Annotated in this window: 14 protein-coding genes; 10 read left to right on the plus strand and 4 right to left on the minus strand. The window is 37.6% G+C overall.

Annotated elements, in window-relative coordinates:
- Positions 1–171 precede the first annotated feature (171 nt).
- Both GQS55_RS01560 and GQS55_RS01565 read left to right on the plus strand, forming a co-directional pair.
- Positions 172–2364: a M3 family metallopeptidase gene (locus GQS55_RS01560; protein WP_159817310.1), complete on the plus strand. Its 2193-nt coding sequence runs from the start codon at positions 172–174 to the stop codon at positions 2362–2364.
- A gap of 218 nt (positions 2365–2582) precedes the next feature.
- Positions 2583–3479 (plus strand): hypothetical protein, encoded by an 897-nt coding sequence (locus GQS55_RS01565; RefSeq protein WP_442872185.1) that lies wholly within the window; start codon positions 2583–2585, stop codon positions 3477–3479.
- Positions 3480–3573: 94 nt separating this feature from the next.
- Here GQS55_RS01565 and GQS55_RS01570 read toward each other — a convergent pair whose 3' ends face one another.
- Complete coding sequence (locus tag GQS55_RS01570) at positions 3574–4356, minus strand: hypothetical protein (RefSeq protein ID WP_159817315.1); 783 nt, start codon at positions 4354–4356, stop codon at positions 3574–3576.
- 61 nt (positions 4357–4417) lie between these two features.
- On the opposite strand from GQS55_RS01570, the gene GQS55_RS01575 reads away from it, so the two are divergent.
- The 4 genes from GQS55_RS01575 to dusC all read left to right on the plus strand — a co-directional run bounded on the left by GQS55_RS01575 (position 4418) and on the right by dusC (position 8011).
- Entirely contained in the window at positions 4418–5347 is a 930-nt protein-coding gene (locus tag GQS55_RS01575) for a bifunctional GNAT family N-acetyltransferase/hotdog fold thioesterase (protein ID WP_159817317.1), read from the plus strand.
- Positions 5344–5826: a nuclear transport factor 2 family protein gene (locus GQS55_RS01580; protein ID WP_236559726.1), complete on the plus strand. Its 483-nt coding sequence runs from the start codon at positions 5344–5346 to the stop codon at positions 5824–5826. The genes GQS55_RS01575 and GQS55_RS01580 overlap by 4 nt, the downstream gene beginning before the upstream one ends.
- A gap of 11 nt (positions 5827–5837) precedes the next feature.
- Positions 5838–6698 carry an NAD(P)-binding domain-containing protein gene (locus GQS55_RS01585; RefSeq protein ID WP_236559727.1) on the plus strand — a complete coding sequence of 287 codons (861 nt, stop codon included), beginning with the start codon at positions 5838–5840 and terminating at the stop codon, positions 6696–6698.
- A 371-nt stretch (positions 6699–7069) separates the two neighbouring features.
- The gene (gene dusC, locus GQS55_RS01590) at positions 7070–8011 is read left to right on the plus strand and encodes a tRNA dihydrouridine(16) synthase DusC (protein WP_159817321.1); all 942 of its coding nucleotides are present in this window, start codon (positions 7070–7072) and stop codon (positions 8009–8011) included.
- A 118-nt stretch (positions 8012–8129) separates the two neighbouring features.
- Here the strand turns inward: dusC and hutH are convergent, their stop codons facing one another.
- From hutH to hutC, 3 genes are read right to left on the minus strand one after another with little or no spacing between them, the layout of a single operon-like run.
- Complete coding sequence (hutH, locus tag GQS55_RS01595; protein ID WP_159817323.1) at positions 8130–9674, minus strand: histidine ammonia-lyase; 1545 nt, start codon at positions 9672–9674, stop codon at positions 8130–8132.
- A gap of 1 nt (position 9675) precedes the next feature.
- Positions 9676–11379: a urocanate hydratase gene (hutU, locus tag GQS55_RS01600; RefSeq protein ID WP_159817325.1), complete on the minus strand. Its 1704-nt coding sequence runs from the start codon at positions 11377–11379 to the stop codon at positions 9676–9678.
- A gap of 39 nt (positions 11380–11418) precedes the next feature.
- On the minus strand, positions 11419–12147 hold the full coding sequence (gene hutC, locus GQS55_RS01605; protein WP_159817327.1) for a histidine utilization repressor: 729 nt from the start codon (positions 12145–12147) through the stop codon (positions 11419–11421).
- 255 nt (positions 12148–12402) lie between these two features.
- On the opposite strand from hutC, the gene hutI reads away from it, so the two are divergent.
- From hutI to GQS55_RS01625, 4 genes are all read left to right on the plus strand, one after another.
- Positions 12403–13611, plus strand: a complete 1209-nt coding sequence (gene hutI / locus GQS55_RS01610) for an imidazolonepropionase (RefSeq protein ID WP_236559823.1) — start codon at positions 12403–12405, stop codon at positions 13609–13611.
- Positions 13612–13748: 137 nt separating this feature from the next.
- A complete protein-coding gene (locus GQS55_RS01615) occupies positions 13749–14399 on the plus strand; it encodes a hypothetical protein (RefSeq protein ID WP_159817331.1) in 651 nt (216 codons plus the stop codon).
- A gap of 16 nt (positions 14400–14415) precedes the next feature.
- Positions 14416–16770, plus strand: coding sequence for a putative bifunctional diguanylate cyclase/phosphodiesterase (locus GQS55_RS01620; RefSeq protein ID WP_159817333.1), 2355 nt, complete (start codon positions 14416–14418; stop codon positions 16768–16770).
- Positions 16767–18056, plus strand: coding sequence for a hypothetical protein (locus GQS55_RS01625; RefSeq protein ID WP_236559728.1), 1290 nt, complete (start codon positions 16767–16769; stop codon positions 18054–18056). The genes GQS55_RS01620 and GQS55_RS01625 overlap by 4 nt, the downstream gene beginning before the upstream one ends.
- Positions 18057–18108: the final 52 nt, after the last annotated feature.

Here is an 18108-nt window from a genome sequence, read left to right on the forward strand (position 1 = left end):
AAGAGCATTTAAATCAAATAAGTTTAACCGCATACAATTTAAGATGAATACCTTAGCTACCCATTTCTTTATAGGTAGATACTTGTTAATGTGGTTTTAATTAAAAAAGATACCTTTATTAACCAAAGCATATCTTTTTTGTACACATTCACACTCTAGCTCGAGATGACTATGAAAAAAACAATCGTATCTACTTTTTTATTATCAAGTATTTTAATGGCCTGTACAGGAACGAACTCTACTGTTGAGAAAACAGCAACTGAAGCTAAGCTAGCAGTAATGTCAGCAGCGGAAAATGCGAGTGACGTTGAGCAATCTAAAGCATTATTGTTGGCAAAATGGGAAGGTCCTTATCAAGGTGTACCAGCATTTGATAAAGTTTCATTAGCCGGTTTAATTCCAGCAATGGAAGAAGCGATGAAAATCAACCTTGCTGAAATTGACGCAATTGCTAATAATTCAGCATCACCAACATTTGAAAATACGATTGTTGCGATGGAAAGAACGGGTAAAGATTTAGCTCGAGTTTTCACTTACTATGGCATTTGGCGTTCAAATGAATCTTCACCGGAATTTCGTGAAATTCAAGCTAAAATGGCACCAACACTTTCTGCCTTTTTCTCTAAAATAAATCAAAATAAAGCACTTTTTGCACGCGTTCAAGCAGTTCATAATAGTGATGAAGTTAAAAGTTTAACGCCAGAGCAGCAACGTTTAGTACACCTAACTTACAATGGCTTTTCTCGAAATGGTGCTACGTTAGATGGTGATGCGAAGAAGCGTTATGCAGCAATCAATCAAAAGTTAGCAGAATTACATACAAAATTTGGTGATAATGTTTTAGCCGATGAAGAAAACTATGTATTGTATTTAACTAAAAACCAGTTAGGTGGCTTATCTGAGTCTATTATCAGTAGTGCCGCTTCGGCAGCTGAAGCACGTGATCATAAAGGTGAGTATGCCATTACGAATACTCGTTCATCAATGGACCCGTTCCTAACTTATTCAACTGAGCGTGAGCTTCGTAAGAAAGTATGGGATAGCTATTATAGCCGCGGTAACAATGGTGATGAATTTGATAACAACGCCATTATTGCTGAAATTTTACAACTGCGTCATGAACGTGTTGGCTTACTTGGCTACAAAAACTATGCGTCTTGGCGTTTAGAAGATCGCATGGCTAAATCACCAGAAAATGCTATTAAATTAATGGAAAGTGTATGGCCAGCAGCAATCGCACGTGTTGATGAAGAAGTTGCCGATATGCTTGTTATTGGTGAAGCAGAAGACGGTATTGAAAAAATTGAACCGTGGGATTATCGCTTCTATGCTGAAAAAGTACGTAAAGATAAATACGATTTAGATTCAGCTGAAGTTAAAGAATACCTTCAATTGAATAAATTACGTGAAGCTATGTTCTACGTAGCAGGCCGTTTATTTAATTTTGAATTTACTGAAATTAAAGATGGCTCTGTGCCCGTTTTTAATGATGATGTACGTGTTTGGGAAGTTACAGATAAAACATCTAATGAGCATATTGGATTATGGTATTTAGACCCGTTTGCACGTAAAGGTAAACGTTCAGGTGCGTGGGCAACAACTTACCGCAGCTATACTACCTTTGATGGTAAAACAAACGTATTGTCTTCGAATAACTCTAACTTCACTAAAGGTGTTGATGGCGAACCGACATTAATTTCATGGTCTGATGCAGAAACTTACTTCCATGAATTTGGTCATGCATTACATTTCTTATCAGCAAAAGTAGCCTACCCAACGTTGAACGGTGGCGTTCGAGATTACACTGAATTTCAATCTCAGCTGTTAGAGCACTGGTTAGCAACGGATGAAGTAATCAACAACTACCTGGTACATTACAAAACGGGTAAGCCGATGCCAAAAGAGTTGATTACAAAAATTAAACAAGCTGCGAAGTTTAACGAAGGCTTTAAAACAACTGAGTACTTAGCGTCAGCGTTAGTTGATATGAAATTTCATACAGTTGACCCTACTGGTATCGACGCACAGAAATTTGAGCGTGATACCTTAGCCGCTTTAAATATGCCTGAATCTATGGTGATGCGTCATCGTTCAACCCAATTTGGTCATGTATTTAGTTCAGAAGGTTATGCTTCAAGCTATTATGGTTATATGTGGGCAGAAGTATTAACGGCTGATGCGGCGGAAGCTTTTGAGCAATCACCAGGTGGTTTTTACGATAAAGATGTGGCGGCTAAACTTGTTGAACATTTATTTAGTGTTCGTAACGCAGTTGATCCAGCAGAAGCTTACCGTGCCTTTAGAGGCCGTGACGCTGATGTAAAAGCATTAATGCGTGACCGTGGTTTCCCTGTTACCAAATAACTTGAGCTAGGTTTAAACAACTTAAGCTCGGCTTAAATTAAAATTAAGTGTTAAGTCTTGATTTAAAAACTCGCTTCGGCGAGTTTTTTGTTTCTGCTTACTTGTATTTGGCAGGTTATTTGGCAGATGATTTAGCAATTATCATGTCATCCTTTTTTGATTTAGCCAAAGTTTGTTAGACTAATACTTACTTGAATAATGAAATTGGTATTAACAGCATTTTTATGAAAAATTTATTGGCGTTATCGCTCATCATATCTTTCACCGTATTACTCAGCGCTTGCTCAGTTAGCCAAGAAAATTCCCCTTGGTTATTAATTGACAACTTTGAGCAGCAAACCTTAAGCAGCTGGCAGAATGCGGATACACAAAACAATACTAAGCCTTATGTTGCTAAGCCGCAAATAACAGAAATTCGTCTTGATAATTATATGGTTAACAATAATGATGTGGCTAACAGTAGTGATACGGTTAACAACAACCATTATCTGATTAAAAAACCGGCCAAAGATGGCGTTATCGGAAACCGTAAGGCACTTAGTATTAAAACATTACCTGAGCCTGTCGCAGTAGGAGAAACTTATACTTTTTATACGCGTATTCTGGTAGAAAGCTTTCCTAATAACCATGCTTTTGGCATTAGTAACCTAACTCCAGCACAGGTTAAAGACACCGGTTATAATGCATTTGAGCCGACATTAAGAGTTACTGATAAATTTGAGTCTAATGGCTTTAAAAATGATGGTACTTTAATGGTGAAAATTGACAGCGATAACAAGTATCGTCAGTACAGCAATGTTCAAAACTTCCTTGATGGGCGTTCAGCCAACCCTATGCAAACTAATGTTTGGTATCAAATTTGGTATGTCGTTAATAACAGCCGAACTGATCAAGGAGGACAATCTTATGATGTCTATTTGCAAGGCGGTGAATTTACAAAGCAAACCTTAGTCTATAAAGATGCCGCGTTTAGAATGAAAAGAGAGCAGGCCTTAATCACTTTTTTTGCTAATAGTAATACTGGTTCACATAAAAAGCCTTATGGTAATGGCGGCTTGGCGTATGACGACATTTATATGAGTAAAGGTGTTAATTTAACGAATCCTACAAAATGATAGGCAGTGTCTTACATTGCTTGTTCTCGTTACTTTGCAATTCATTAATGTGAATTACAGAGTAACGCTAAGCAGTTAACATTAACTACAGGCTTTAATCAGGCAGTTTTTTACCGTGTCGCCAAAACTTCTTCCACCGAGAAAAAATATTCTTAGGTAAGTAGCTGTGGTTATTACGTTTTATTCGTTTATAAATGTGCCATTGTTTTGGTATTAAATGAATAACAATATTTAAGTAATTTGGAATATGAAAATAGATTATTTCGTGATCTGAAGATAGCTCTTTTAATAACGTTAATAATAAATTAACTTCGTAATCAGTGGCGTCAGGCAAATTGATAGACAAACAAGTGTTAGGCGTTATATTCGCCGTTAAATGCTCTAATTGATCGACCGTATTATTGTAACTTTGAATTTCTTGCTGATAAACATCACAAACATACCAATCATAATCACGAGTATTCTCTTGTAGCCATTTTTTACTATCGTTGTACACTAAGTTAGCTTGATTATTTTGTGGATTAAAATATTGGTTAAAGCAATCTATTACTGTGTTGCTATGCTCAATACTCTGTAGGTTAATGTTGTTTGATATGTGGTGAATAAAGCGCTGAATATTACCGCCACCTAAACCAAGTTCAATCATGCTATTAGGTTTAAAAAATAATAACGGTAACATCATTGCTGTTTGGTGAGGCAGGGTTAATTTCCAAGGTTTACGCTTAAGCATGACGCTTTGAATCACTTGCTCGCTATGCTCATTGCTACAGCCAAAAGCAAGCCAACGATAGTGTTCATTCTCGTTTACTGATATAGCTTCTTTGTCTTGACTCAAATAAGTTAATTTTCCTTGTGCAACGTGCTTTGCTAATTGCATAATTCTCCAATGGGTTAATGAAAAGAACAACTATTACTAAAATAAATAATAAGGATAGACAATGTACACCTTAAGAGCACCTATTACAGCAGCGGAGTTTTCGCAATATTACCATTTACGGTGGAAAATATTAAGGAAACCATGGCAGCAAGTGCCTGGAAGTGAGCAAGATGCACATGAAAAATACGGTATTCATCGAATGATTATTGATGAACAAGATAATGTGCTGGCTGTTGGGCGCTTAGAAAGAGCTACCGAAAAACAAGGACAAATTCGCTTTATGGCTGTTGATGATAAATCTCAGGGATTAGGATTAGGTCAACAAATAGTTAACAACCTAGAAGCGCAAGCTAGCCAATTAGGTATGAGTGAAATAACGTTAAATGCTAGAGAAAACGCGATCAAATTTTATCAAAAACTAGGTTATCAATTACAAGGCTATTCCCATACACTTTTTGCAGATATTAAGCATTATACAATGGTTAAAGATTTAGTCGCTGCAACTCAACATAAAGTAGCAGAAGCAAAGGCTTTACAAGCTATTTGGCATAAAACAATTCCGTTAAGTAAAGCGATGGATTTACAAATAAGCTATTACGATGGCACTAAATTAATCACAATTTGTAATGCCGATTTTAATCAGAACTTACATCACACAATGTTTGCTGGCAGTATTTATACCTTAGCAACTTTAACTGGGTGGGGCTGGGTTTATTTGGCGCTACAAGAGCAACAACAAAACAATGCTCATCTAAACGGCGATATTGTTTTGGCTGAGGCTAATATTCGTTATCATTCTCCTATTAAAGAGTTAGCTTACGGACAAGTTTTGGAGCAAGACGTTTCAGGACAATTTGATAATTTATTACAAGGTAAAAAAGCCCGTATTAATCTCGTATCAAAGGTCTATTGTGGTGAGAATATTGCTGCTACATTTACTGGTAGTTACTTTATTTTGCCAACATGTAAACAAGAAAAGGACACACAGTGAAAATTCAATATTTATGGGTAATATTTACCTGCATGAGTTTTGTTGCACAAGCGCAACAGGCTAAAGAAGAACAAGCTATCGATAAGGTATTAAGCGAATTTCATCAAGCTGCAGCCGATGCTAACGCTAAAATATATTTAAATCTACTGACTGATGACGCTATATTTTTAGGTACAGACGCTACCGAGCGTTGGACAAAAACGCAATTTACTGACTTTGTTTTACCGTATTTTAATCAAGGAAAAGGCTGGGTATATGTAGCTAAAGAAAGAAATGTTAGTCTGTTAAATCAGTATAAAGTCGCTTTTTTTGATGAGGTTTTAGAAAACAAAAAATATGGCTATTGTCGAGGATCGGGCGTATTAGTCCAAACAGAGCAGGGCTGGAAAATAAGTCAGTATAATTTAACTTTCTTAGTGCCAAACGATATTGCTGAGCAGGTAGCTGAAACAATCCAAACTTATAAGAAAACACAATAATGGTTAAAGATATGAATGAATTTAAAAGTAAAGATTCTGTTGGCATTATTGGTTGTGGTTGGCTAGGGAAAGCGTTGGCGCAAACGTTAATTAAGCAAAACATTACAGTGCTGGCGACAAGTAGTAAGCAAGAAAATGTTGATAAGTTAAATCAACAATCCATTAATACTCAGCAATTAGTCCTACCTACAGATGCAGCAATACTTGCTCGCCATGACGTGTTTACCATGCAAAGCTTGGTTATTGCCATTACCCCACAGCTTAGGCAAGGGCGTGTGGATTACGCTGAAAAAATAGCTCAACTAGTGAATGCTGCACAACAAGTTGGTGTGGTTGACCGTATTATTCTATTATCGAGTACGGCGATTTACGACGGATTAGATGGTGACGTTGATGAAGATAGCGTACTTAATTTAACAATAGAAAAAGTGAAAATATTGAACGCGGCTGAGCAAGCAGTATTAAGCTTTTCTAAGCACCAGCCTAAATCAACAGCTAAGCAAGGAATTGTACTGAGGTTGGCTGGCTTAGTTGGTCCAGATCGTCATCCAGGTAAATTTATTTTAGCGAATAAAATGTTAAGTAATGCTAGGGCTCCGGTTAATTTAATCCATCAACAAGACGCTGTTGGCCTAATTGAAGCCTTGCTAGAAAAAACACTTTTACAAGCTATTTTTACGGGTGTTAGTGATACACATGTTACTAAAGCAGAATATTATCAAGTGGCGGCAAAATCATTAGGTTTAAAGCCGCCTGCTGTTGAACAAGAAAATAAAAACGAAGTGACTAAAATGGTCTTGGGTGATAAAACTCAACGCGCTTTAGGATATCAATTTATGTACCCAGATTTACTTGCTTGGTTGAATACTTAACTGAACAAGTAAGCTGGAACTCGCATCTTTAAATGGATTAAGTATAATAGCGTTAATCACTTGCTATTGGCTTATCGTTTGAAATTATTTTCTAAAACCTTTCTTGAACGCCATCGTTTAAAATTATTGTTTGTTCTTATTTGGTTACATATATCAGTGCTAGATTTAGTTTTTTTTACTTATCGTGGGCCTGTTTTTTTATGGAAAGAAAACTCTCAGCTTCTTACCATATTCGTTCACTTATCCATTGCTTTTGCAACGACATCTGTGTGTTGGCTAGTAAGTAACTATATCAAGAATAAGTCTAGGGTGAATTTGAATGTTAATCCTGATGGCCATGTAAATACTATAACCAAGAAGACTAAGTAACTATGCGAGTTGTGTTAGCACCTATGGAAGGTGTTCTTGATCATTTAATGCGTGAATTACTGACTAAGGTTGGTGGTTATGATTTATGTATTACTGAATTTATACGCGTAGTTGATCAGGTTATTTCAGATAAAGCTTTTTTGCGTTATTGTCCTGAACTAAATAATGCGAACGTTTATGGCTCTACTACCCAAGCAGGAACGCCTGTACGTGTACAATTATTAGGTCAACATCCGACATGTATGGCTGATAATGCTGCTAAAGTGATTGAACTTGGCTCACATGGTGTCGATATTAATTTTGGTTGTCCTTCCAAGATGGTGAATAACAATCGTGGTGGTGCAATATTATTAAAGGACCCCGAAAATCTTTATCAAATCGTCAGTGCTATTAGAAAATCGGTTCCTGAAGAGACTATTGTAAGTGCTAAAATACGCCTTGGTTATGAAGATAAAAGCCTAGCGGTAGAAAATGCTCAAGCCGTTGAAGCCGCTGGCGCCAATGAACTAACAGTACATGCTAGAACAAAAGTAGAAGGTTATCGACCACCTGCACATTGGGAATGGATTGGTAAAATAAAACAAAGTATTAATATTCCTGTGATTGCTAATGGTGATATTTTTAGCCTAAATGACGCGATAAAGTGCCGAGAAGTATCAGGCTGTCAGGATATAATGGTAGGTCGCGGTGCTTTAATGATGCCTAATTTAGCGCAAGTTATTAAAGAACAAGCTAATGTTATGCCATGGTCTGAAGTACAAAAGTTACTAGTTAATTATACGCGTTGTGAAACCTACGGTGATAAAAGCAAATATTACCCGAATCGCATTAAACAATGGCTTAAATACTTAAAGTTAGAATACACAGAAGCAGATACTTTATTTCAAGAAGTTCGTACCCTTAAAACAGCACAAGCGATAATAGATACACTTTCATGTAACTAATCGCTTGTTATGTTTTACTTGTTACTTTATCGCTAAGCTCATGATTAATTAATCATGAGCTTAGCGTCTTCGGTAAAGAATACCAATGATAAGATTATTTAACCTGAACTCAGGTTATTTAGAAACTTGGCAGTAACTGTTCAGGCATAAATTGGTTTAAGTCACCCTCACTGATAATTTCAGACGCTTCAACAATGTCAGGGGCAAAGTATCTGTCTTGATCATAAAAGCTCACGGTTTTACGTAACATGGCTTTAGCTTGCTCAATTATTGCCGACCCTTTAAGTGGTGCTCTAAAATCTAATCCTTGCACGGCAGCTAAATATTCAACAGCAAGCACACCATTCGTATTTTCGCTCATATCCGCTAAACGACGACCCGCAAAACAAGCCATAGATACATGGTCTTCTTGGTTTGCCGACGTTGGTAAACTATCGACTGAAGCAGGATGTGCCAAGCTTTTATTTTCTGATGCTAATGCAGCAGCGGTCACTTGTGCAATCATAAAGCCAGAGTTTACGCCGCCATTATCGACTAAAAATGGCGGTAACTTACTTAAGCTTGAATCAATTAATAGGGCCATTCTACGTTCAGACAACGAGCCTATTTCGGCAATTGCTAAGGCTAAATTGTCAGCAGCCATCGCAACAGGCTCGGCGTGGAAGTTACCAGCGGAAATAAAGTCACCTTCGTTAGCAAAAACTAAAGGGTTATCGGTAACGCCATTGGCTTCTACGTGAAGTACTTCTGCTGCTTGACGAATTTGCGTTAAACAAGCACCCATAACTTGTGGTTGGCAGCGCAATGAATAGGGGTCTTGCACTTTTTCACAATCAACGTGTGATTGTGATATTTCAGAGCTATCCGTTAATATTGCACGATAAGCCATTGCCGCATCAATTTGCCCTTTTTGACCACGAACAAAATGCACACGATGATCAAACGGTGCACGAGAGCCTAGCGCAGCCTCGACTGAAATTGCCCCAATAACGGTACCTGCAGCGTATAAGTCTTCGGCATGAAATAAACCTTCAAGAGAGAAGGCTGTTGAAGCTTGTGTACCATTAAGTAGTGCTAAGCCTTCTTTGGCAGCTAATGTTATCGGTTCAAGACCTGCAATTTTTAATCCTTCCGTTGCTGGGATTACTTGGTCTTGGTATGACATTTCGCCTTCACCTAATAAAGGTAAAACCATGTGTGCAAGTGGCGCTAAGTCGCCCGAAGCGCCAACAGAGCCTTTTTTAGGTACACAGGGGTAAACTTGTGCGTTTAGTAAAGTAATTAATGCCTGAATGACTTCTAAACGAATACCGGAATAGCCACGAGACAATGAATTGATTTTTAATACCATCATTAATCTTACGGTAGTATCTTCCATGTATTCACCAAAACCTGCTGAATGTGAAAGTACAATAGAGCGTTGTAATAGCTCCAATTCTTCGTTTTTAATACGAGTACTTGCTAACAAACCAAAACCAGTATTAATACCATAAACGACACGATTATCTTTAATGACTTGTTGAACGGCTTCAGCACTTTTATTTATTTCATTAAAAGCACTTTCATCTAATTTATATTGTATGCCGTCGTAACGACTCACACTGCGTAGCTGTGCTAGTGTGAGTTGGCCAGGGATAATATTTAACTCAGTAATTGGGTTCATTTTATTTCTCATTGATCATTGGTAAGTCTAAGCCTTGCTCTTTGGCACAGTTTATAGCGATATCGTAACCTGCATCTGCATGACGCATCACACCCGTTGCTGGGTCATTCCACAACACACGACCAATACGTTTGGCAGCGTCATCTGTGCCATCAGCGACAATAACCACTCCAGAATGTTGACTAAAGCCCATACCAACACCACCACCGTGATGTATGCTAACCCAAGTTGCACCACCAGAGGTTGACAATAAAGCGTTAAGTAGTGGCCAATCTGAAACAGCATCTGAGCCATCTAACATGCTTTCCGTTTCACGATTTGGTGAAGCGACTGAGCCAGAATCTAAATGATCACGACCAATAACAACAGGGGCTGAAAGCTCGCCAGTTTTAACCATTTCGTTAAATGCTAAGGCTAAACGTGCTCTATCTTTTAAACCAACCCAACAGATTCGAGCAGGCAAACCTTGAAAGTCGATACGTTCGCGCGCCATATCTAACCAGTTATGTAAATGTGGGTTGTCAGGAATAAGTTCTTTTACCTTGGCATCTGTTTTATAGATATCTTCAGGATCACCAGAAAGGGCAACCCAACGGAAAGGTCCAATACCTTCACAGAATAATGGGCGAACATAAGCAGGCACAAAACCTGGGAAATCAAATGCGTTGGTTACACCTTCTTCTAACGCCATTTGACGAATATTGTTGCCATAATCTGTTGTTGCCGCACCTGCAGCTTGCAAATCAAGCATCGCTTGTACTTGCACAGCCATCGACTTTTTAGCGGCTTTAACTACTGCAGCTTCATCGGTTAAACGCATTTCAGCGGCATGTTCCATGCTCCAACCTTGAGGTAAATAACCATTAAGGGGATCATGAGCTGAAGTTTGGTCGGTAACAACATCAGGTGTTACACCACGTTTTACTAGTTCAGTAAAAATGTCTGCGGTATTACCTAATAGACCAACTGAAATAGCTTCACCTTTTGCGTTGGCTTCATTAATAATAGCTAATGCTTGGTCTAAAGTTTTTGCTTTTTTGTCAACATATCGGGTTTTTATACGAAAATCGATGCGTGTTTCATCACATTCAACCACTAAAGCTGAAAAACCTGCCATAGTTGCTGCAAGTGGTTGCGCACCACCCATGCCGCCTAAACCACCGGTTAATACCCACTTGCCTTTAGCGCTACCGCCAAAGTGTTGCTTCGCCATAGCGACGAAGGTTTCATAGGTGCCTTGAACAATACCTTGTGAGCCAATGTAAATCCAAGAGCCGGCTGTCATTTGACCGTACATCATCAGGCCTTTTTTATCTAAATCATTAAAATGTTCCCAGTTAGCCCAATTAGGTACTAGGTTTGAATTAGCAATTAAGACACGTGGTGCATTTTCGTGGGTTTTGAATACACCTACAGGTTTTCCTGATTGCACCATTAAAGTTTCATCATCTTCAAGGCGGTTCAGTACTTCAATAATTTTGTCGTAACATGTCCAATTACGTGCTGCTCTGCCGATACCACCATAAACAACTAATGATTGCGGATGTTCAGCAACATCTGGATCTAAGTTATTCATTAACATGCGTTTTGCAGCTTCTGTTAACCAACTTTTTGTCGTGATTTTAGTACCACGATCAGCGCGAATTATTCTTGAAGTATCAAGGCGTAAGTCAGTTTTGGTTGTGTTAGTTGTATTAATAGTCATGTTATCTCTTTATTACTTTGAATCGCTTTATAATTAGAATTAAAACTTGAGGTGGCTACCCAATCGGTATTTATTGCCCGGTGTTGTTAATATGGCTAAACTCACCACGCCTTTACTTGACCAAGTTCTACGTTTTACTTGCAAGCAAGGGATGTTGTTACCTATGTCGAGCAATTGACAAACATCATCGGTTGCTAAAATAGCTTCAACTTCGTGGGTTGCTTCCGTTAACGGTGCAACATCCGACAAATATTCATGAGGTGTAGTACGAGTAAAATCTTGCAATAAATATTCAGGCACTAAGTTGGCATTAACATAACGTTGTTCTAGCTGAATTGGTTGGTTATTTTCAAAATGTAAAACTTGAGAAAAGAAAACCTGCTCATTGTTTTTTAAATTTAATAAAATAGTGACTTCTTTAGTCACTGCTACAGGTTCAAGTTTAAGCTGTTGCGCATGATGTTTATGACCACGCTCGCTAATTTCGTCACTAATATTACGAATTTCTAACAGAGAAGATTGTGATTTAAAAGTAGCTACAAAGGTGCCTGAGCCCTGGGCGCGAACTAGAATACCTTGTTCAGTTAATTCTTGTAGCGCTCTACGGGCAGTCATGCGACTTACATCAAATTGTTGTGTAAGTTCATTTTCTGAAGGAACTTTATAATGTTGAGGCCATTGACCCGATTCTATTTTATGGCAAATATGTTTTTTTATAACACTATATTTAGCAGGTTTTTTATTGTTTTTTGAGTTTGTCTCGCCCATGATATCGCCAATAGATTTTAAGTATGATTTACCTTATATATACGTTCTCATAATTCCTCTTTTAAAGCAATAGTTGTATATACAACTATTGCTAGTTTGCTTTTTATCGGCTAAAGTTATTCGCAATTAATGCGTAAATTTTGGTGATTATTGATGACCCCTCCTTCAACAGCAACAAATTCAGCAGCAACAAATAGTTTAGAAACTAATCCTAATCAATGGCAAACACTTTGGCTTAATGTCAATTTAGCTACTATGGCCTATGACAATGAAGGCATTGGCACTCAAAGTCATGCTAAGAATAACTATGGTGAAATCCTTGATGGTGCGTTAGCGATTAGCAATGGAAAAATTGTATGGTTAGGCAAAGCCGATAATTTACCTCGCTATAATAAAAATGACGTTAATGTGATTGACGGGCAAGGGCAGTGGTTAACACCGGGCTTAATTGACTGTCATACTCACCTTGTTTATGGGGGAAATCGTGCCAATGAATTTGAAATGCGTTTACAAGGAAAAAGTTATCAAGAAATTGCACAGGCTGGTGGCGGTATTATTTCCACAGTTAAAGCCACTAGAGCAGCCACTGAAGCTGAGTTGCTGGCGAGTGCACTACCAAGGTTAACTGCACTTCATCAACAAGGGGTCACAACCGTTGAGATTAAATCAGGTTATGGTTTAGATCTTATTAATGAAGTGAAAATGTTAAAAGTAGCCGGACAATTAGAGAAAATCTTACCTATAACGGTTAAACGTACTTTTTTGGGGGCCCATGCTTTACCAACAGAGTATAAGGATAATGCAGACGGTTATATTGATTTAGTGTGTGATGAAATGCTCCCTATTATTGCAGAACAAAAACTAGCAGATTCGGTAGATGTTTTTTGTGAGAGTATTGGGTTCAACCTTGCGCAAACAGAAAAAGTATTTAATGCTGCAAAAAAACATGGATTATCAATCAAAGCTCATGCCGAGCAGCTATCTGATCTAGGCGGCACTGAGTTAGCCGCCAAATATAATGCGTTATCAACTGATCATGTGGAATTTTTATCCGAACAAGGTATTAAGGCAATGAGTGCCGCGAATATGACAGCTGTGTTATTACCGGGGGCTTTTTACTTTTTACGTGAAACACAATTACCACCGGTTGAATTATTGCGACAACATGGCGTAGCGATGGCTGTAGCTACCGATGTTAACCCTGGCACTTCACCTCTTTGTTCCATTCTATTAATGTTAAACATGGCTTGTACTTTATTTAGATTAACGCCAAGTGAAGCACTTGCTGGGGTTACTTGTAATGCCGCTAAAGCATTAGGTTTATCAACAACAAAAGGGAAGCTTGCGATTGGTTTTGATGCTGATTTAGCGCTGTGGAATATAACTCAACCTGCAGAACTATGTTATCAATTTGGTGTTAATCCATTAAGCGCTTTGGTACAAAATGGGGATAAAGTTATTTAATAATTTTAGTTTAAAAAGAAATATTCGTAACCTGACCTTTTTGGTATACACTTAATATAATTAGGTAAATTAATTTATACTAAGGTATTTCCTTGAATAATAAGAGTATTAAGTTATTTCTGTTGTTGGGGATAGCATTGCTATCTACCAAAAGCTACAGTTCAAATCGTTGTGATGATGTTAATTCGAACAAAAATTGTGTGCAAATTTTTGTTGAAAGTAATACTGGGCAGGGGTTAAAAGATCTCGTGGTATACCTAGAACCTCTTGATGGGCAAAAGCTAGGGCATAAGTCAGAGCCCTTAGTCATTAATCAAGAAGGCAGAGCCTTCGATCCCTATATTAGCGTTTCTCAAGTCGATTCCAATGTTAATTTTGTTAATAAAGATGATATAACTCACCATATATATTCAGCAGGAAGTGAGAATAAATTTTCATTTAAAATTAAATCAGGAGAAACCAATGCTTCGGTTGAATTTACTCAACCTGCTGAAGTTGCTATGGGCTGTAATATTCATGACTGGATGAGTGGATTTTTATTAGTCGTTAATACTCCTTACTTTGCCAAAACAAATGCACAAGGATATGCTTATTTTGATATTACTGAATTAGGAAAATATAAAATTGTTGTCTGGCATCCGCAAATGAACAATACAGATAATCGTATGATTAAAGAAGTAAGCGTTGCACCTAATTCACAGTTTTCGTTTAAATTAAAGAATGAAATGGCTGGAATACCTGTACAAGAAAGTGATGATGATTTCGATTTTTTGTCAGACTATGAATAATGAAGGAAATTAGCCAGTGAAAAGCTTACAAAATAAAATATTTCTATTTTTTGTACTGTTGTTGCTTATGGTTCAAGCGATAGCTTTTTGGACTTTATATAGTGGTAATAAAAATCAAGAAGCAGCTGAAATTAATAATCGCTTAACCACGGCAAAAACTATTTTTACTGAACTATTTGAACGCCGTTCAGAATACCTTGTGGCATTTGCAGAAACAGCAGCGAAAGATTATGGGCTAAAAGAAGTCTTTAATGACGATACACGTAGCTTATTAGTTGCTTTAAATAACCATCGAAAACGCATTGATGCTGATTTAGCGATGACTATTTCAGCTGATGGGGCTGTCACAGGACAATTACAACGACACTTTCTGGATGATGAGCGTAATAAAATACAGCAAGGTACAGAGAGCGGTACAGCATTTCGCTACACCCACTGGCTTGATTCAGGACAGTCTTCACATCTTTACACTATAGATGAAGCCCTTTATCAAGTTAGCTTATCTCCTGTGACGGTTGGGACAAAAACCTTAGGTTGGGTTGCTTTTGGTTTTGAAATAGATAAACGATTAGCCATCGAATTTATGAACATTACTAATTTAAGTACTGATTTTATTGTTAAAGATAATGGCAGATGGCGCTTAATTGCTTCTTCTACAAACAATGAGGAATCTTCTGAAGAGTTGGCATTAGCTGAAAGAATGATCCAAGGTATTATCCCTGAACAATATATTGCAACTCATTCATTAATTACCGAGTTTGATGAGCAAGAAGTGGGTGTTGTGATGTATGGCTTGCGCGCTAATTTTGTCGCTTTACTGCAAGAGCAATGGTGGCGGTTTTTAATACTGGCAGCATTAACATTATTAGTATCATTAACCAGTGCCTATTTTATTGCAGCATCAATTAGTAGACCTATTAAGCGTTTGGTCGCGCAGGCTAAGGTTATCGCCAGCGGTGATTATCAGCAAACAGTGACATTAAATGATAATAATGAAATAGGGCAATTGGCTGATGAATTTAATAATATGCAGACAGCTGTATTACAGCGTGAAGAAGCAATTAAACACCATGGTAACCATGATTCCTTAACTGGTTTACCTAACAGAAATGTGCTTAAGAAAATATTAAAAAAGTATACAGAACAGCAACAAGCCTTTGTTTTATTACATTTAAACTTAAGTCGTTTAAAAGATGTTAATGATACTTTAGGTCATGATGTTGGTGATGAAGTAATCAAGGAATTCGCCTGTCGTTTACAAGTGTTATGTAAAGTAAATGAATTTAAATATTTGGTGCATTTAGGGGCTGATGAATTTGTACTAATTGTTACCGACTTAGACATAGATACGATTGTTGCTAAAATACAAGCCGCGTTAGAGTCAACATTTGACTATCAAGGTATTAGTTTACAATTACAAGCTCGCATGGGGATTGCAACATCGCCTGAGCATTCTAATGATGCGAAAACATTAGTACAAATGGCTGACACTGCATTACATCACACACGTGATACCGGCAAGTTGGTACAGGTCTATCAATCTGATCTTGATGTGAATACCGTTGAGCGTTTAAATTTAATTAACGATTTAAAACAAGCGATTCCTGCGGGCGAGCTTGAATTGCATTTTCAACCTAAAATGAACTTAGAGTCTAGAGTAATCACGCATGTTGAGGCGCTTGTTCGTTGGCAACACCCTCGTTTAGGTATGGTGCCACCTGATGATTTTATCCATATTGCTGAACAAACAGGGCAAATTAAAGCATTAACTCGCTGGGTTTTTACTACGGCTTTAGCTCAATTTAATACATGGAAAACATTAGATCTTGAGCTGAACGTGGCGATAAATATTTCAGCTGAAAATTTAAAGGAAGCTGATTTTCATCAATTTATTTGCAAGTCATTAATGAATGCGAATGTTCCACCAGAAAAAGTTACATTAGAAGTGACAGAAAGCTCTGTTGTTGATAACCCTGAATCAGCGATTAAGTTATTAAGTGCATTTAAAGAGCATGGTTTCAAAATTTCAATTGATGATTACGGCACTGGTTACTCATCTCTTGCACAATTAAAGCAGTTACCGGTACATGAATTAAAAATAGATAAATCTTTTGTACAACGACTTGAGCATGACTTGGATGATCAAATTATCGTACGCTCAACAATTGAGTTAGCTCATAATATGGGGCTTTACGTCGTTGCTGAAGGCATTGAAGATGAATTTTCATTGAATTGGTTAGCTGAGCATGGCTGTGAGTTAGCGCAAGGATATTTCATTAGTAAACCTAAACCTGCGAATGAATTAACAACTTGGCTGTTAGAGCAGAAAAAACCTAAAGCGCCAATAACTAATAATGAGATTAATACGTGATTAAGCTGAATACTCTTTCTTATCGTTGTATCAGCTTACTTTTATTGCTTTTTGTACAATTAAGTGAAGCTGCTGAATATAAATTTCATGGCATAGTTGATCTTAGAGCTAGCAGTACAAACTCTTCAGATAATGGTTACGTTGCTGGCGGGCAAGGAAAGTTTGGCGTAAGTGATGGACAACAACTTCATGTTGCTCAAGCGGGAATGGATATTAGTGCACAGTGGGACAATGGCTTAAGTGTGCATGGTGTTTTGAATAGCTTCCTAGATCAAGAAGACAGTGCCGCTGGAATTACCGAAGCCTATGTTAAATACCGTAGTTTACCGAATGAATCAGGATATCGGTTTCAGGTAAAAGGCGGGATTTTTTATCCTGAAATATCATTAGAAAATAATGCATTTGCATGGGCAAGTAAAGATACCCTTAATTCGTCGACATTAAATACTTGGATTGGTGAAGAAATACGTGTTTTAGGCTCTGAATTTAAAATTACACGTTTAGGTCGAATGAATAATGATGCTTACGACTTATCATTTTCTGCAACCGCTTTTGTTAATAATGACCCTTCAGGCGCTTTACTTGCTTGGCATGGTTGGACTATGAGCAGTAGGCAAACATTATGGGGAGAAGCTAGGGCTTTTCCTTGGTTGCCAGCACTAGCTGACGGAGAAGAGCTTGCAGCACAAGCGGATAAGTCTAAACCATTTTTAGAGATTGATGATGATATTGGCTATCACCTTCGAGGTGAGTGGTCTTTACATAATAAAGTTGAGTTGTCAGCAGGTTACTATAATAATAAAGCGACGCCTTATGATGTTATTAACGGACAATACGGTTGGCGTACGCGTTTCTATCATTTAGGTATGAGTTGGCACGTTTCAAAAAATCTTACGCTTATTTCACAATATTTGTCTGGCGACACTTTAATGCAAAGTAGTCCAGGAATGGATGTTGTTAATAATGATTACAGCAATGCCTTTGTCTCACTAACGTATAAATGGCAAGACTTTCCTTGGGGTGATAAGTCGGAAAACAGAAAACATAAGAGTACTATACGATTAGAAGATTTTTCTGTGACAGATAATGATGATACTTGGGGCGATAATAATAACGAAAATGGTCAAGCATTTACCTTAAATCATACTTATCGTTTTAGCCGCCATTGGTTTATATCAGCAGAGTTTAATTATATCGATAGCCAAAGGCTTGCCCGTACCTATTTAGATAACTCAACCGACTTGGTTGAAAAGCAAATTCAATTATCTGCACGCTATTTTTTCTAGTTAACCTGAACTCGGTTTAAAATATGTCTAATTATTCGTACTGATGGCTTAT

The organism is Colwellia sp. 20A7 (genome assembly GCF_009832865.1).
GTDB lineage: Bacteria > Pseudomonadota > Gammaproteobacteria > Enterobacterales > Alteromonadaceae > Colwellia.

Coding starts and splice junctions, on each gene's coding strand:
- GQS55_RS01560 (WP_159817310.1), top strand. CDS start 172: ATGAAAAAAACAATCGTATCTACTTTTTTATTATCAAGTATTTTAATG.
- GQS55_RS01570 (WP_159817315.1), bottom strand. CDS start 4,356: ATGCAATTAGCAAAGCACGTTGCACAAGGAAAATTAACTTATTTGAGT.
- GQS55_RS01575 (WP_159817317.1), top strand. CDS start 4,418: ATGTACACCTTAAGAGCACCTATTACAGCAGCGGAGTTTTCGCAATAT.
- GQS55_RS01585 (WP_236559727.1), top strand. CDS start 5,838: ATGAATGAATTTAAAAGTAAAGATTCTGTTGGCATTATTGGTTGTGGT.
- dusC (WP_159817321.1), top strand. CDS start 7,070: ATGCGAGTTGTGTTAGCACCTATGGAAGGTGTTCTTGATCATTTAATG.
- hutH (WP_159817323.1), bottom strand. CDS start 9,674: ATGAACCCAATTACTGAGTTAAATATTATCCCTGGCCAACTCACACTA.
- hutU (WP_159817325.1), bottom strand. CDS start 11,379: ATGACTATTAATACAACTAACACAACCAAAACTGACTTACGCCTTGAT.
- hutC (WP_159817327.1), bottom strand. CDS start 12,147: ATGGGCGAGACAAACTCAAAAAACAATAAAAAACCTGCTAAATATAGT.
- hutI (WP_236559823.1), top strand. CDS start 12,403: ATGGCCTATGACAATGAAGGCATTGGCACTCAAAGTCATGCTAAGAAT.